Origin of the sequence: Ruicaihuangia caeni, assembly GCF_029952955.1 — a bacterium.
Classification (GTDB): domain Bacteria; phylum Actinomycetota; class Actinomycetes; order Actinomycetales; family Microbacteriaceae; genus Ruicaihuangia; species Ruicaihuangia caeni.
In genome coordinates this window covers 14044-28787 of record NZ_JASATX010000003.1, presented here as the reverse complement: position 1 = coordinate 28787, position 14744 = coordinate 14044, and the positions used below count along the sequence as shown (strand labels likewise).

The 14744-nt window shown below is 69.3% G+C and carries 9 protein-coding genes, 1 tRNA gene and 1 other RNA gene; 8 read left to right on the top strand and 3 right to left on the bottom strand.

Translation table 11 applies throughout. From position 1 onward, the window contains the following. Positions 1-103 precede the first annotated feature (103 nt). Together QF206_RS07600 and QF206_RS07595 are read left to right on the top strand one after the other, a co-directional pair. Entirely contained in the window at positions 104-472 is a 369-nt protein-coding gene (locus tag QF206_RS07600) for a TraR/DksA family transcriptional regulator (protein ID WP_281488624.1), read from the top strand. Positions 473-687: 215 nt separating this feature from the next. Further along, a complete protein-coding gene (locus QF206_RS07595; protein WP_281488623.1) occupies positions 688-2175 on the top strand; it encodes a serine/threonine-protein kinase in 1488 nt (495 codons plus the stop codon). A gap of 181 nt (positions 2176-2356) precedes the next feature. On the opposite strand, the gene QF206_RS07590 is transcribed toward QF206_RS07595, so the two are convergent. Further along, a tRNA-Ser gene (locus QF206_RS07590) sits at positions 2357-2441 on the bottom strand. A 128-nt stretch (positions 2442-2569) separates the two neighbouring features. Here QF206_RS07590 and QF206_RS07585 point away from each other — a divergent pair. The 5 genes from QF206_RS07585 (at position 2570) to ffs (ending at position 10185) form a co-directional block, all read left to right on the top strand. Next, complete coding sequence (locus tag QF206_RS07585) at positions 2570-3829, top strand: hypothetical protein (protein WP_281488622.1); 1260 nt, start codon at positions 2570-2572, stop codon at positions 3827-3829. Further along, the gene (locus QF206_RS07580) at positions 3826-6633 is read left to right on the top strand and encodes a multicopper oxidase domain-containing protein (RefSeq protein ID WP_281488621.1); all 2808 of its coding nucleotides are present in this window, start codon (positions 3826-3828) and stop codon (positions 6631-6633) included. Before QF206_RS07585 ends, QF206_RS07580 begins: the two co-directional genes overlap by 4 nt. A gap of 67 nt (positions 6634-6700) precedes the next feature. After that, positions 6701-8905: a phosphate acetyltransferase gene (gene pta / locus QF206_RS07575; RefSeq protein WP_281488620.1), complete on the top strand. Its 2205-nt coding sequence runs from the start codon at positions 6701-6703 to the stop codon at positions 8903-8905. Beyond that, a complete protein-coding gene (locus tag QF206_RS07570; RefSeq protein WP_281488619.1) occupies positions 8902-10026 on the top strand; it encodes an acetate/propionate family kinase in 1125 nt (374 codons plus the stop codon). Before pta ends, QF206_RS07570 begins: the two co-directional genes overlap by 4 nt. Positions 10027-10088: 62 nt before the next feature. After that, positions 10089-10185: signal recognition particle sRNA small type (ffs, locus tag QF206_RS07565), an RNA gene on the top strand. 216 nt (positions 10186-10401) lie between these two features. On the opposite strand, the gene QF206_RS07560 is transcribed toward ffs, so the two are convergent. Further along, a complete protein-coding gene (locus tag QF206_RS07560) occupies positions 10402-11295 on the bottom strand; it encodes an alpha/beta fold hydrolase (protein ID WP_281488618.1) in 894 nt (297 codons plus the stop codon). Between the two features lie 80 nt (positions 11296-11375). Beyond that, entirely contained in the window at positions 11376-11930 is a 555-nt protein-coding gene (locus tag QF206_RS07555; RefSeq protein WP_281488617.1) for a TetR/AcrR family transcriptional regulator, read from the bottom strand. 123 nt (positions 11931-12053) lie between these two features. Between QF206_RS07555 and QF206_RS07550 the strand changes: the two genes are divergently transcribed. Beyond that, on the top strand, positions 12054-14741 hold the full coding sequence (locus QF206_RS07550; protein ID WP_281488616.1) for a DNA polymerase III subunit gamma and tau: 2688 nt from the start codon (positions 12054-12056) through the stop codon (positions 14739-14741). Positions 14742-14744 lie beyond the last annotated feature (3 nt).

Genomic DNA, 14744 nt, shown 5'->3' with positions numbered 1-14744 from the left:
CCGCGATGCGCTCGGGTCGCGCGTCTGCTGTCGACAGGTCCCGGCCGTGCACCCGCGCTCGTACCGGCTCGCGGAAGCTGGGGGCGCGGCATAGCGTGGACGAATGGATGCTGTAGAGCTCGACCAGTTGAGCGAGCGGCTCGTGGCGATGCGCCAGGACGCCGTGGTGTTCCTCCAGCAGCTCGAGCGCGAGCTCGAGACGATCCGTTCGTCGCGCGCTGATGGCTCGGCCGACGATGAGCATGACCCCGAAGGGCCGACCATGTCGCACGAGTGGTCGCGAGTCACGGCGCTGGTCGAGACTGCCCGCGCTGATCTGCACGGTCTTGACGAGGCGGTTCGGCGAGTCGAGGAGGGCACCTATGGCGTCTGCCGGCGCTGTGGAGGCCCGATCGCACCGGGCAGGCTCGAAGCGCGACCCACCGCCGAACTCTGCATCGACTGCGCCCAACTCGCAGCCACCAGCCGGTGACCCTCACGCGCCGATCCGGTTCAACTCAGGCAGTACACCCGTCTCAGAGGCGCTGCGAACAGCCTGAATGCCCAGGCAGCGCGACAGTTTCCGTCGGCGAACGCTCAGGTAGAACGAGCGTTCTGAATTTCGGGTCAGAGAGGGTGGGCAGGGGGGCCACTCGGGGTTACCGTCGAAGCCGGTCGCGATTCTCTAGCGCGGCCGAGGAGGACAGTATGCAGGCCCTGGAGACAACCTCCACCGAGTCGCCGTCCGCAGAGTCCCTGCTCGGTGGTCGCTACAGGCTCGGCGAGTGCGTCGGGCAAGGCGGAATGGCGAGCGTGTACCGGGCGGAGGACGTGATGCTCGGCCGCACCGTCGCCATCAAGCTCGTGCGCGAAGGTGTCGACTCCTCCGCGGATTCGTCGGCCACGCCCGGACGAGCCCGGGGCGAGATGACCGTGCTCGCCTCGCTCAACCACTCCTCGCTCGTCACGCTCTTCGACGCATGCCTCGAACCCGGCGCTCCTGAGTACCTGGTGATGGAGTTCGTGGACGGTCCCACGCTGCGCGCTCACCTGGCCGGGGGCGCCATGGCGAGCGACGACGTCGCTCAGTTGGCGATCGAACTCGCTGAGGCACTGCACGTGGTGCACACCGCGGGCATCGTGCACCGCGACGTCAAGCCCTCGAACGTGCTGATGGCGCCTCCGCACCTCCCTGGAAGTCACTACCGCGCGAAGCTCGCCGACTTCGGCATCGCGCGCCTCATCGATTCGGTGCAGCAGACCTCTCCTGGAGTCGTGATCGGAACGGCCGCCTATCTCGCCCCCGAGCAATTGCGTGGCGACGACGCGACTCCGGCCGTCGACATCTACTCGCTCGGGCTCGTACTCATCGAGGCTCTCACCGGGGAACCGGCACATGCTCCTGGTGAAGGCCTCGAAGTCGCGCTTGCTCGCTTGGTGAACCCTCCCGCAGTCCCCGAATCGGTCGGACCCGAGTGGGGCGACCTGCTGCGTCGCATGACCAGCACGGATCCGTCACTGCGACCCACCGCACTGGACGTGGCGCTTTCGGCAGCGAAGCTCAAGGGCGCCCCCGGCGCAGCCGAAGAACCTCGGTCTCGCGTGCCGGCGGCGCTTCCTCTCGCCGCCGTTCCGACTGCTGCTGTGGCCATGACGACCGCTGACCCCGGCCCCGCGACGGTGTCGACCGATCCTCCGACCCGGCCGTTCGTCGCCGATGGGAACGTCGTGCCCCTGGTCGCGTCTCGGGGGAGCGCCAACAGGCGCCAGCGCGTCATCGCCGGGGCGGTCGCGGCTGCATCCGCGAGCCTCCTCGCCATCACGGGCATGCTGACCGCCGGAGCCGTGAGCGATGGGTCGCAGAAGCTCGACCAGACGGCCATCACCGAGCCGTCCGAGCCTGCCCCTGAAGCAGGGACGGATGCCGGAGGGGCGGAACCCGCACCGGTAGTCACTCCCATCGGCACCGAGTCGACGAACTCTGACGCAGAAGGCCAGGCTGCCGACAAGGCGGAGCAGAACGCCGCAGAGAAACGACAGCGCGAAGCGGAGAAGCAGGCGGAGGAGGCTCGGAAGCAAGCCGAGCAAGAAGGCCCCGCCAAGGAAGCCAAGCAGAACCGCTCGGAGAACGCCGATAAGGTTCCCGGACAGAACCGGGGGAATGGGCAGGGCGGAGGCCCGGGCAGCAACGGCTGAGGTGCGGGATCCCTGACGGGTCTCCCGACGAGCGGAGGATGGGGGATTCGTCCCCACCGCCACGGCCGTCACGTCGCTTCGCGACGCGCCGGAACCGGGCAGTGTGGGCCCACCTGATGAAGGTTCGAACCGCAGCGTCCAATCGAAAAACGAGACCCCTGAAGGAGTCTCGTTTTTCGAGCGGAGGATGGGGGATTCGAACCCCCGAGGGCTTGCACCCAACACGCTTTCCAAGCGTGCGCCATAGGCCACTAGGCGAATCCTCCAGGGCGCGCGACGAGTCACGCGGCCTCACACAGCATACGCGAACCGACGCCGCGCCCGCCCCCGGCATCCGCCCCGCCCTCGTCCGCCACCGCGGTGCCCCCCGTCTTCCGCCGAGTAGCCTGGACGCATGACTGCGGCCCTGCGGCCGACCGGGGGCGGGCCCGCCACTCCGGCGATGCGCCAGGCCACCATGCGCGGGCGTATCGCACTAGTGCTGCCGGCCGGTATCGCACTCCTCGCCGGGCTCGATGCGGCGCTGCTGCTGCTCGGTCTGCCTGCGCCGATCACAACCGATCGGATGCAGCTGCTTCACGCGCCGCTCATGGTGTTCGGGTTCATCGGCACGCTCGTGATCCTTGAGCGAGCCGTGGCGGTGAAGCATTGGTGGGCGTTCAGTGCGCCGCTCCTCTCGGGGGCATCCGGCATCCTGCTGCTCACCGAAGCGCCCCTCGCGGTCGGCCAGACGGGCTTCGTGCTCGCCATGATCGCCTTGCTGTTCGTCTATGGTGCGGTGTGGCGCCGCCAGGCGAGCCGTGCGATCGCGGTGCAGGCGCTCGGCGCTGTCAACGGACTCGGCGCCGCTCTGCTCTGGCTCGGGGACGTCGGCATTCCACACCTCGCCCCGAGTATGGCCGCCTTCCTCGTGCTCACGATCGTGGGTGAACGCATCGAGCTCGCACGGATCTCACCCCGCATGAACTCGCGTGCCGAACGGCTCGGCCTGGCCGCCGCCGGCGTCGTCGCCGCCAGCGCGACGACCGCGCCCCTGTGGCCGGCTGCCGGATATCCACTGCTCGGTGCGGCCCTGGCCGCGCTCGTGGTGTGGCTCTTCGCGTACGACGTCGCGACGAGGCTCGTCCGCGCCACTGGCCTGCCTCGGTACGCAGCCTGGTGCCTGCTCGCTGGCTACGGCTGGCTCGCGGTCGCCGCCGGCATCTGGCTGCTCTCGGGCGACCCCACCGACGGTGTCGCCTATGACGCGGTGCTGCACGCGGTGTTCCTCGGGTTCGTGTTGTCGATGATCATGGCGCACGCGCCGATCATCCTGCCTGCTGTGCTGCGCCGGAAGCTGCCGTATCGGCCGATGTTCTACGTTCCCGTGCTGCTGCTGCACGCGTCGCTGTTGCTGCGGATCGCGGTGGGCGACGCCCGCGGCGTCCACGCGATGGTTCAGGTCGGCGGCGCGCTCAATGTCACGGCGGTGCTGCTGTTCGTCGTGCTCGCGGTCATCTCGGCGGTGCGCGGTGGGCGCATCATCAGCGCCGCCGCTCCCGCGCTCCGCCGCCCCGAATACACCGACCCGACCGCTGGCTCGGCCCCGACCCCGGCGACTACCGACGACTCGACCCCGGCCCACACGACCCCGACCGAGGAGCCAGCCCCGTGACCCGCCGCACCTGGTACACCGTGATGAACGCGCTCGTCGTCGCCTGGCTCATCGCCGCAGGCGTGATCGTCGTCGTTCACCGGTTCGTGCCCGCGGGCGCGTGGCTGATGATCCACCTCCTGCTGCTCGGTGCGATCAGCACCGCGATCCTCGTGTGGAGCCAGCACTTCGCCGACACCCTCACCCGCCGCCCGCCACCCGGTGGACGACCCTGGCACGCGGCACGGCTCGCCGCTCACACGCTGGGCGCAGCGCTCGTGGTCGCCGGAATGACCGCAGGGCAATCGCTGCTCGTGCTCATCGGCGGCGCGCTCGTCGCACTCAACGCGCTCGCACACGGCGCCACGCTCGCGCTCCAGACGCGCGGCGCATTGCCGGCTCGCTTCGCGCCCCTCGTGCGCTACTACGTCGCCGCGGCGTGGGTCTTCGTGCTCGGGGCCGCGCTCGGCGTGCTGCTTACGCAACTCGACCTCGACGACCGGCAGTGGGCGAGCTTCGTGCTCGCCCACCTCGCCGTGAACCTGCTCGGCTGGATCGGTCTGACAGTGCTCGGCACGGTCGTGCTGCTCTGGCCCACCGTGGTGCATACGCGCGTCACTCCTGGAACGGATGCCGCGGCGCGGCGCGCCTTGCCGATCCTTGTGCTCACGACGCTTGTCGCCGGCTCGGGGGCACTCACCGGCATCCTGCCGCTCGCCGCCGTCGGCGTGCTCGGCTACCTCGCCGGTGCCGGGATGCTGGTCGTCGAGTGGGCGCGGCAGGCGCGGAGCGCGCCACCCAGCTCGTACGCGTCGCTCAGCATCGGCGCCGCCGTCGGATGGCTCCTGGCGTGCGCGGCGGCGCTCGGCACCATCGTGGCGCTCACGCCCGAACCGTCAGACGCGCTGCGCTCGGTCCAATGGTTGATCGCGCCGTTCACGATCGGGTTCGCGGCGCAGGTGCTGCTGGGCGCCATGAGCCATCTGCTGCCTGTCGTGCTCGGCGGTGGCCCGGCCTCGGGTCGCATTGCTGCGAACGAACTCGATCGCGGCGCGCTGTACCGCGTGCTCACGACCAACGCGGGCATCGTCGTCTACCTGCTGCCGGTGCCGAGCTTGGTGAAGGTCGTCGTGTCGCTCGTCGTGTTCGGCGTGCTCGTGAGCTTCCTCGTGCTCGCGGTGCGGGCGCTCGCTGCCGCCCGGCGGCTGCGCACTGCCCCTGCCGCCGCCTCTGCCCCTCCCGCTTCTACCGGGATGCCGCGATCTGCAGCGAAAACGGGCGAAGCCCCGCAGATAGTGGCATTCCAACGAACGGGTCGAGAGGCGGATGCTGTCGCTCGCAACTCCATCACGGGATCCTCGGGCGTGGGCAGCCCTGGTGCGGGCACGCCGGTCGCCCGCACCCGCAGCGGCGCGGTCGTCGCGGCGATCGGCACGCTCGCGCTCGCTGTCATCGCTGGTATCGCCCTCGACCCGGCATCAGCAGGGCTCGGCGTGATCGACACCGCGGAGGTCACACCGACCGGCAAGACGACCACCGTCGAGGTGTCGATGAAGAACATGCGGTTCAACCCCGGCGAGATCGAGGTGCCTGCCGGCGACCGCCTCGTCATCGTGCTGACGAATGACGACGACACGATTCACGATCTCGTACTCGAGAACGGCGTCGACTCCGGGCGCGTGCAGGTCGGTGACACCGTCACGGTCGACGTCGGCATCATCGGGCAGGACCTCGACGCATGGTGCTCGGTAGCGGGCCACCGGCAGATGGGGATGGTCATGACCGTGATCGCCGTGGGCGCGGATGCCCGCGGCGTCTCGGTCGGCGACGGCTCAAGCGGCGACGGTTCGAGCAGCGGTGACTCCGACAGCCCCGACCACCAAGCTGGCCACGGTTCTTCCGGCGAACCAGGCGCCCGCAACGGCAACGAGGAGAGCGCTGCAGCCGACGTCGACCTCCGCGCCGAACCCGGTGACGACTTCGATCCCTACGACGCGCGCCTGGTGCCGACTCCGGCCGCGACGACGCACCGCGTCACGCTTCGCGCGACCGACGCGCTTCGTGAAGTGGCACCGGGCGTCACCCAGCGTCTGTGGACGTTCAACGGCACAGCCCCCGGCCCGGTGCTGCGCGGAAAGGTGGGCGACGCCTTCGAGATCACGCTCATCAACGACGGCACCATCGGCCACTCGGTCGACTTCCACGCGGGCCAGCTCGCACCGAACCGTGCGTTTCAGACCATCGACCCCGGTGAAGAGCTCACGTTCACGTTCACCGCCGAGCGCGCCGGCATCTGGCTCTACCATTGCGCGACCGACCCCATGTCGCTGCACATCGCGAATGGCATGTTCGGCGCGGTCATCATCGATCCGCCAGGGCTCGTACCTGTCGACCGCGAATACCTGCTTGTGCAGTCCGAGTTCTACCTCGGCCCGCAGAACGACATCGCCGACCCGACACGTATCGCCTCACAGCATCCGGATCTCGTGGCATTCAACGGGTACGCCGCTCAATACCGTCACGCACCGCTCGCAGCGAAGACCGCTGAACGCGTGCGTGTCTGGGTGCTCGACGCCGGGCCGAACCGTCCTAGTTCGTTCCACGTGATCGGCGCGCAGTTCGACACGGTGTTCGTCGAGGGCGACTACCTGCTCCGAAATGGCGGCAGCACGGGCGTCGGCGGCGCACAGGCGCTCGCGCTCATGTCGGCTCAAGGCGGCTTCGTCGAGATGACCTTCGCCGAAGCGGGCGAGTATCCCTTCGTCACCCACATCGTGTCGGATGCCGAGAAGGGCGCCGCGGGCCTGTTCCGCGTCACGCGCTGACCGCGCCCCACCCGCGCTGAGGACGGTGCGCGCGGGCGCTCGCCGCTGTCAGGCGTAGGGTGACGGCGTGGCGACGCGCATCTTCATCACCTCAGCAGAAGGACAAGCAGGCAAGTCGACGATCGCGATCGGCGTGATCGAGGCGCTCGCACGGAAAGTGCGGCGAGTGGGCGTCTTCCGGCCCGTCGCGCGCGCGACTCACGGGCGCGACTACGTGCTCGAGGCGCTCCTCGAGCACCAGACCGCCGGCCTCGGCTACGAGGACTGCGTCGGCGCGAGCTACGAAGACGTGCACAACGACCCGGATGCGGCGCTCGCCGGCATCCTTGCTCGCTTCGCTGCCATCGAGCACCGCTGCGATGCGATAGTGATCCTCGGCTCCGACTACACCGATGTGGCGGTTCCGACTGAGTTATCGTTCAACGCGCGCGTGGCGGCGAACCTCGGCGCTCCCGTGCTGCTCGTACTGGGCGGGCGCGCCTCCGACGGCACGACCGCGCGCAGCGCTGAGCAGCTGCGTCAACTCGCCGAAGTCACGGAGCACGAGCTCGCAAGCCAGCACGCCGCGTTGCTCGCCGTGATCGTCAACCGTGCGGATGCCGAGCAACTCGACGCCATCGGCGAACGGGTGCGACAGACCCTCGGCGGCCGACGTTCCGGTGGAGGTGAACTCGCAACGGGCGCTCACGTGTGGGTGATCCCGGAGGACCCTGTGCTCGTCGCACCCACCGTGCGCTCGTTGTTCGAGGCGACGGAGAGCGAGCTGCTCTTCGGTGATCCCGCGCTGCTCGATGCTGAGGCGATGGGGTTCGTGGTCGCGGGCATGACCATGGAGAACGTCTTGAGCCGCCTCATTGAGCGGTCGGTGCTGGTGACGGCCGGTGACCGGGCCGATGTGCTCGTCGGAGCCATCATGTCGCAGACGTCGGGCGCGTTTCCTCAGCTCGCGGGCATCCTGCTGAACGGCGGGTTCCCGATTGCGCCGCAGATCGAGCGACTCGTCGCGGCATCCGGGGCACGCGTGCCGATCGCGCGCACGGAGCTCGGCACCTACGAGACCGCCAGGCGCCTGGCGACCACGAAGGGGCGCCTCGCGGCCGAGTCGCCGCGGAAGCACGAGCGAGCGGTGTCGCTGTTCGACGAGCACGTCGACGCGGCAGCACTGCTCGCGGCGCTCGATGTGACGGCATCCGATGTGGTGACCCCGCTCATGTTCGAACGCGGACTGATCGAACGCGCGCGGGCCGACCTGAAGCACATCGTGCTGCCGGAGGGCTCCGACGACCGTATTCTGCAGGCCGCCGAGCAGTTGGTGAGACGAGGCGTCGTGCGCCTGACGATCCTCGGCGACGAGGCGGCGATCAGGGCGCGCGCCGCAGAGCTCGGGGTCGAACTCGGCGACACTGCGATCGTCAGCCCGTTCGATCCCGAGCTGCGGGAACGGTTCGCGGATGAGTACGCGAGGCTTCGCGCCCACAAGGGGATCAGCTCGGAGCTCGCTACCGACACCGTCACCGACGTCTCGTACTTCGGCACGCTCATGGTGCAGCTCGGCCTCGCCGACGGCATGGTGTCTGGCGCCCAGCACACCACCGCGCACACGATCCGTCCGGCGTTCGAGATCATCAAGACCAAGCCGGGGGTCTCGGTCGTCTCCAGCGTCTTCCTGATGCTGCTCGCCGATCGTGTGCTCGTCTACGGTGACTGCGCGGTCATCCCCGACCCGACCGCGGAACAGCTCGCTGACATCGCGATCTCGTCCGCCGGTACCGCGGCGCAGTTCGGCATCGAGCCGCGCGTGGCGATGTTGAGCTACTCGACTGGAGACAGCGGCTCTGGTGCCGACGTCGACAAGGTGCGGGCGGCGACCGCGCTCGTGCGCGAGCGGAGGCCCGATCTGCTCGTCGAGGGGCCGATCCAGTACGACGCTGCCGCGGACCCCGAAGTCGCGGCCAAGAAGATGCCCGGCTCGGCGGTCGCCGGCCGTGCCACGGTCTTCGTGTTCCCCGATCTCAACACTGGCAACAACACCTACAAGGCGGTGCAGCGCTCGGCCGGAGCGGTGGCGATCGGACCGGTGCTGCAGGGACTCAAGAAGCCGATCAACGACCTCTCGCGAGGGGCGCTCGTGCGCGACATCGTGAACACGGTCGCGATCACCGCCATCCAGGCTCAACCGGGACTCGATGCGGATGCCGGGCCTCAGCCGTCGCAGGCCGACTCGGCGCCTGCGGCATCCGAAGCGCTCGAGTCTTCGGAGCTCAGCGCATGAGCACTGTCTTCGTCGTGAACTCCGGCTCCTCATCCATCAAGTACCAGCTGCTCGATCACGAGACCGGCGAGCGCCAGGCGAGCGGACTCATCGAGCGCATCGGCGAGCCGGGCTCGTTCATCGCGGATCACACCGAGGGCATGCAACTCGTGCTCGAGGAGCTCGGAAGCGGGCGTGAGATCGCGGCGGTCGGGCACCGTGTGGTCCATGGCGGCAGCGCATTCGACGGGCCGACGCTCATCGACGACGGGGTGGAGGCCGAGATCGACCGGCTCGCCTCGCTCGCACCCCTCCACAACCCGGCGAACCTGCTCGGCATCCGAGCGGCACGAGCCGCGCTCCCCGGGGTGCCGCACGTCGCGGTCTTCGACACCGCGTTCCATCAGACGCTCCCGCCCGCGGCGTACACCTACGCGATCGATACGGAACTCGCCGCGCGGTATGACGTGCGACGGTACGGCTTCCACGGCACCTCGCACAAGTACGTGTCGGAGCAGGCGGCGGTGCTGCTCGGCCGCCCGCTCAGCGAGCTTCGCACCATCGTGCTGCACCTCGGCAACGGCGCCTCCATCACAGCGGTCTCAGGCGGACGGTCGATCGACACATCGATGGGCCTGACACCCCTCGAAGGCTTGGTGATGGGCACGCGATCGGGCGATATCGACCCGGGCGCGATCTTCCACATCGCCCGGCAGACCGGCATGGGCGTCGACGACCTCGACCGGCTGCTCAATCGCGAGAGCGGGCTGCTCGGCATGACCGGGTCGCGCGATATGCGAGACGTGCAAGACGCTGCGCTGCGATCGGATGCCGCCGCCGAGCTCGCGCTGCAGGTATGGCGTCACCGCATCCGGCACTACATCGGCGCGTACTACGCAGAGCTCGGCGGGCTCGACGCGCTCGTGTTCACGGCCGGCATCGGCGAGAACAACGCCCTGCTGCGCAGGCGTGCACTTCGCGGGCTCGAGCACCTCGGCATCCGCGTCGATGACGATCGGAACGAGCTGCAATCGGGCGAAGCCCGCCTCATCTCACCGGAGGGCGCACCCGTCAGCGTGATGGTCATCCCGACCAATGAGGAACTCGAGATCGCGCGGCAGGCGATCTCCCTCGTGGGTTGAACGTCACCCTCGTCGGCGTTCAGCTGTTCGTGCCTCACTCGGTCGTGTCGGTTAGACTCGTTCACGGCTCCTCGCGTGACGATATCCAGGCCAACTCCCCCAGGACGGAAACGTAGCAAGGGTAACCGGGCTCTGTCGGGTGCGCGAGGGGTCCCTTTCTTTTCCGCACTACCCCCTCTTGCGCGTCCTTCTGCGCACAGCCCGCGTCCTTCTGCGCACCGCCCGCCTCTCTCTACGCCTGGCCGCGCCCTGTCGCAGCCGTGCCCTCAGCCTCGGGCAGGGTTTCCCGCTCCGCGAGGTGAAGCAACCCTCGACGACGCAGGTATGCCTCCCCAAGGCCCGCGCGAAGCGGGCGGCGAGTTCGCGGCTCCGGGCTCAGCACTCGGCGAAGAAAGCGAGCACCCGCGCCGCGACCCGCTCCGGCGCCTCGTCGGCGATGAAGTGGCCGACGCCGGGCACCTGCTCAATCGTCATCTCATCGGCGTGCGACTCGTATCCGCGCAGGAACGACGGCTGGATGCCGGCATCCTTCTCTCCGTTGAGCATGCGCGTCGGGGTCGTGAGCCGCTGCTGCCGGTAGGCGCCGCGAAGGATGCGGCTGAACTCGGGAAGCAAGAAGTCGCGGTACAGCTTCGACCCGTCGCGTGCTCGCCGCAGGTCGCGCAGCTGGGCGAGGAACACCTCCATGTCGGCATCGGTCCACGCGTCGGAGTCGACGACCGAACGGCGGTAGAGGTCGCGCAAGAACTGCTGGCGCCCGTGCCCGATGAGACGCGGGCCGAGCCACGGCGTCGCGATCGCGAGCTGGAACCAGGTGCGCCAGAGCCCCGTCAACGCTTTGCCGCTCATGCGGATGTAGGGGTGCCCAGTGCTCATCGGCACGTACTGGCGCACGCGCTGCGGATGCTGCAGGCACACCAGGAACCCGATGAGCCCCGACCAGTCGTGGGCCACGAGCCGCACCCGTTCGAGGCGGAGGGCGTCGAGCAGTGCGACCACATCGGCTGTGAGCTGTTCACGCGTGTAGCCCTCGCCGGGAGCATCGGTCATGCCGGCGCCGCGCAGATCGGGCGCGATGACGCGGTAGCGCTCGGCGAGCGGTGGGATGAGATGGCGCCATTCCCACCAGTGCTGGAAGAAGCCGTGCAGCAGCACGACAGGCTCGCCGTCGCCGGCTTCGGCGACGTGCATGGAGAGGCCGGGAAGTTCGAGGGTGCGGTGCTTCACGCCCGGGACCGTGAGCGCCACCGCTGCGCCGAGATCGGTCATGCGCTCAGGATACTACGTTCATAGTAGATGTGTACTATGCCTGTAGTGCACGGCAGCGTTCCTGTGAAGCGCTGCCTCTGTCAGTGCAGCGCGGCGTCGACGGCGGCCTGGAGATGCGGCCTCGGATCGAGGCCCGGATCGACGGTGAGTCGGTGCAGCATGACGCCGTCGGAGACCGCACCGATCGTGCGGGCGCTCGTCACCGGGTCCTGAGCGCCGAGCGCGCGGAGCGTCGCCTCGGCACCTGCCAGCACATGCGCGCGTCCTCGCGCGAGCGTTTCGCGGAGGGTGTCGTTGTGGGCGGCCTCGACGAAGAGCGCGAACCGGGCGGTGGTGCGCGCACGTTCGGGCCCCGTGGCGATCAGGGCGAACGAGGTGAGGGCATCGACGAACTGCTCGGCAGTCTGCGGCATTCGCTCGCCGTGATCGTCGAGGGCGCTCCGGTCAGCCGCATCGAGCCATTCGACCACGCCCGCGAGCAGCGAGGCCCGCGTGCGGAACGAGTTCGAGGTCGACCCCTTGGGAAGCCCGGCGGCCTCGTCCACGCGCGCATGCGTGAGCGCTCGCACGCCTTGCGATCCGAGCACCTGCACCGCGGCCTCGAGCGCACGTGTGCGGTTCGAGAGAGTGGTCATGAGAGCCACCCTATGGCGCGTGTTCCCTGGTGCGCGTCGGGGAGCGGCGGCATCCGTCGCTGCGTTCTTCAGCGGCATTCACCGGCGGCATCCGTTGTCAGTGGTGACGGCTACTCTTGTGCCGTGGTCACCGCCCTCTACCGTCGCTACCGTCCTGAGACGTTCGCCGAGCTCATCGGGCAGGCGCAGGTGACCGACCCGCTCCGCACTGCGCTGCGCACCGACCGGGTCAATCACGCCTACCTCTTCAGCGGTCCTCGCGGGTGCGGAAAGACCACCTCCGCTCGCATCCTGGCTCGCTGCCTGAACTGCGTCGAAGGCCCGACCGACGAGCCGTGCGGCGTCTGCCCGAGCTGCGTCGAGCTCTCTCGCGACGGTGGTGGCTCACTCGATGTCGTCGAGATCGACGCCGCCAGCCACGGCGGTGTCGATGATGCGCGCGATCTTCGTGAACGCGCGATCTTCGCGCCCGCGCGCGACCGGTACAAGATCTTCATCATCGACGAAGCCCACATGGTGACCTCCGGCGGCTTCAACGCGCTGCTCAAGATCGTCGAAGAACCACCCGAGCACGTGAAGTTCATCTTCGCGACCACCGAGCCCGAGAAGGTCATCGGCACGATCCGCTCGCGCACGCACCACTACCCGTTCCGGCTCGTGCCGCCCGCTCAGATGCTCGAGTACATCGAAGGGCTCATCGCCAGCGAAGGGGTCACTGCGGCCGCCGGCGTGCTGCCCCTCGTGGTGCGCGCCGGAGGGGGATCGGTGCGCGACACGCTCTCGCTGCTCGACCAGCTCATCGCCGGCTCAGACGATACGTCGATCGACTATGAGCGGGCTGTCGCGCTGCTGGGCTACACACATGGTGCGCTGCTCGACGAGGTGATCGACGCGCTCGCCGCTCGAGACGCCTCGGCAGTGTTCGCCGCCATCGACCGTGTGATCCAGACCGGTCAAGATCCGCGCCGGTTCGTCGAAGACCTCCTTGAGCGCCTTCGCGATCTCATCGTCGTCGCTGCCACCGGCGAACGCGCGGCCTCAGTGCTCCGCGGCACCCCGCAAGACGAACTCGACACTCTGGCGCGGCAGGCCCCCGCGTTCGGCAACGCCGAGCTCTCACGCGCGGCCGACGTGGTGAACGCAGCGCTCACCGACATGGTGGGCGCGACGTCGCCACGGCTGCACCTCGAACTGATGGTCGCCCGGCTCCTCGTGCCGGCTGTCGGCGACGCCGAGCGCGGCGCCCTGGCAAGGGTTGAACGGCTCGAGCGCCGCATCGGGGTCGACGCCGGTCCCGACGCTTCGGTCTCGCCGGCATCCTCGTCGCAGGCCCCTGCATGGGCTGCCGCTCGTGGCGATGCGCCCTCGAAGCGCGACACGCCGCCTGTCGGCGTTCCCGAGTCGATCGTGGCCGCTCCGGCTTCAGCTGCGCACGGTGTTTCGGCTGCCGACGCACCTGCCCCGGCAGCGAAGAACCCCGTTTCGACGGCGGATGCCGGTGTCGCGGCGCCGTCCACTGCTCCTGCTTCCGCCGCGATCGAGCCGCAACCCCACGTCTCGCCCGCCCGGGCTGCTGAGGCCGCTTGGGGAGTTCCCGGTGTCTCGGGTCGCAGTGACGATGCACCTCCGTCGATCCCGGTAGGCCCGGTGACCGTGCAGCAGGTGCGCGACACCTGGCCCCAGGTGCTCGAGCGCGTGCAGAAGGTGAAGCGCAGCGCGTGGGCGGTCGTGTTCAATGCTCAGCCTCGCGACCTCGTCGATGACGTGCTCACCTTGTCGTTCCCGAACCAGGCGGATGTCGACAGCTTCCGCAAGCCCGAGACTGCTGGAGAGGGTGTCAGCGAGATCCTGCGGCGAGCCATCTTCGATGCGCTCGGTGTGCGGGTGAAGTTCCTCGCTCGCGTCGTGTCCGGGGCGCGTGACGCGCCGCGCGGGGCAGGTGCTCCTCCTTCGAGTCAGGCGCGACGCCCATCAGCTTCGACGGCTTCGGCTGGCACCGGTGCGGCTCCGGCTTCCGCCGAAGCCGGTGCTGCTACGGCAGCAGATGCGGCCACCAAGCCGCGTGCCGCCGGGAGTCCCGAGGGTTCCCGGAGCGTTGCCGCGCCGCCTTCGCAGGCGGCAGAGCGGCCGGGGGTGGGCCCTGCTTACCAGGACCCAGGGTCGAAGCCACGCAACGAGCGAGGTCCGGCTGCTTCGTCTGCTGACGCCCGCTCGCGCGGTGGCGCTTCATCGGCGGCTACCGGAGCTCCAGCTGCGGCGAGACCTGCGGCCCGAGGGCGCTCAGTGACCCCTCCTGCACAGCCAGAGAGCATCCCGTTCTCAGAAGACGACGTGCCCCCGCCCGACGACTACCCCGACATCGAGCCACCCACTCCTGAGGAGCCGGCGTCGCTCTCATGGGATGTCGCACCGATTCCAGGTTCCGTTCCTTCGCCCGTGAGTCCGCCCTCGGAGTCCGCGGGCGCTCCCGCCGCGCAGGCCGCTTCGGGCGGCGGGGGAGCGGTGAGCGAGGAGCCGCGCTCCAACGCGGCATCCGCCGCTGCCTCGCCCGCTGCCGCGTCGCCCTCAGCGTCCTCGTCCACAGCGACCTCATCCATGGCGTCCTCATCCGCAGTGCAGGCTGCCTCTGCGTCGTCGCGCGGGCTGCGCTCACCGGCGACGGTCGATTCGCCGGCCCGAGCGGCCAACGGCCGCGAACGCTACGGCGAGGCGGTCGTGCGCGAGGTGCTGGGCGCCCGCTTCATCGAGGAGCAGCCCTTGCCCTCAGCGTCGCCGAGCGCTTCCACCTTCTCGCCGAACGGCGGGTACTGATCC

Coding starts and splice junctions, on each gene's coding strand:
- QF206_RS07600 (WP_281488624.1), top strand. CDS start 104: ATGGATGCTGTAGAGCTCGACCAGTTGAGCGAGCGGCTCGTGGCGATG.
- QF206_RS07595 (WP_281488623.1), top strand. CDS start 688: ATGCAGGCCCTGGAGACAACCTCCACCGAGTCGCCGTCCGCAGAGTCC.
- QF206_RS07585 (WP_281488622.1), top strand. CDS start 2,570: ATGACTGCGGCCCTGCGGCCGACCGGGGGCGGGCCCGCCACTCCGGCG.
- QF206_RS07570 (WP_281488619.1), top strand. CDS start 8,902: ATGAGCACTGTCTTCGTCGTGAACTCCGGCTCCTCATCCATCAAGTAC.
- QF206_RS07560 (WP_281488618.1), bottom strand. CDS start 11,295: ATGACCGATCTCGGCGCAGCGGTGGCGCTCACGGTCCCGGGCGTGAAG.
- QF206_RS07555 (WP_281488617.1), bottom strand. CDS start 11,930: ATGACCACTCTCTCGAACCGCACACGTGCGCTCGAGGCCGCGGTGCAG.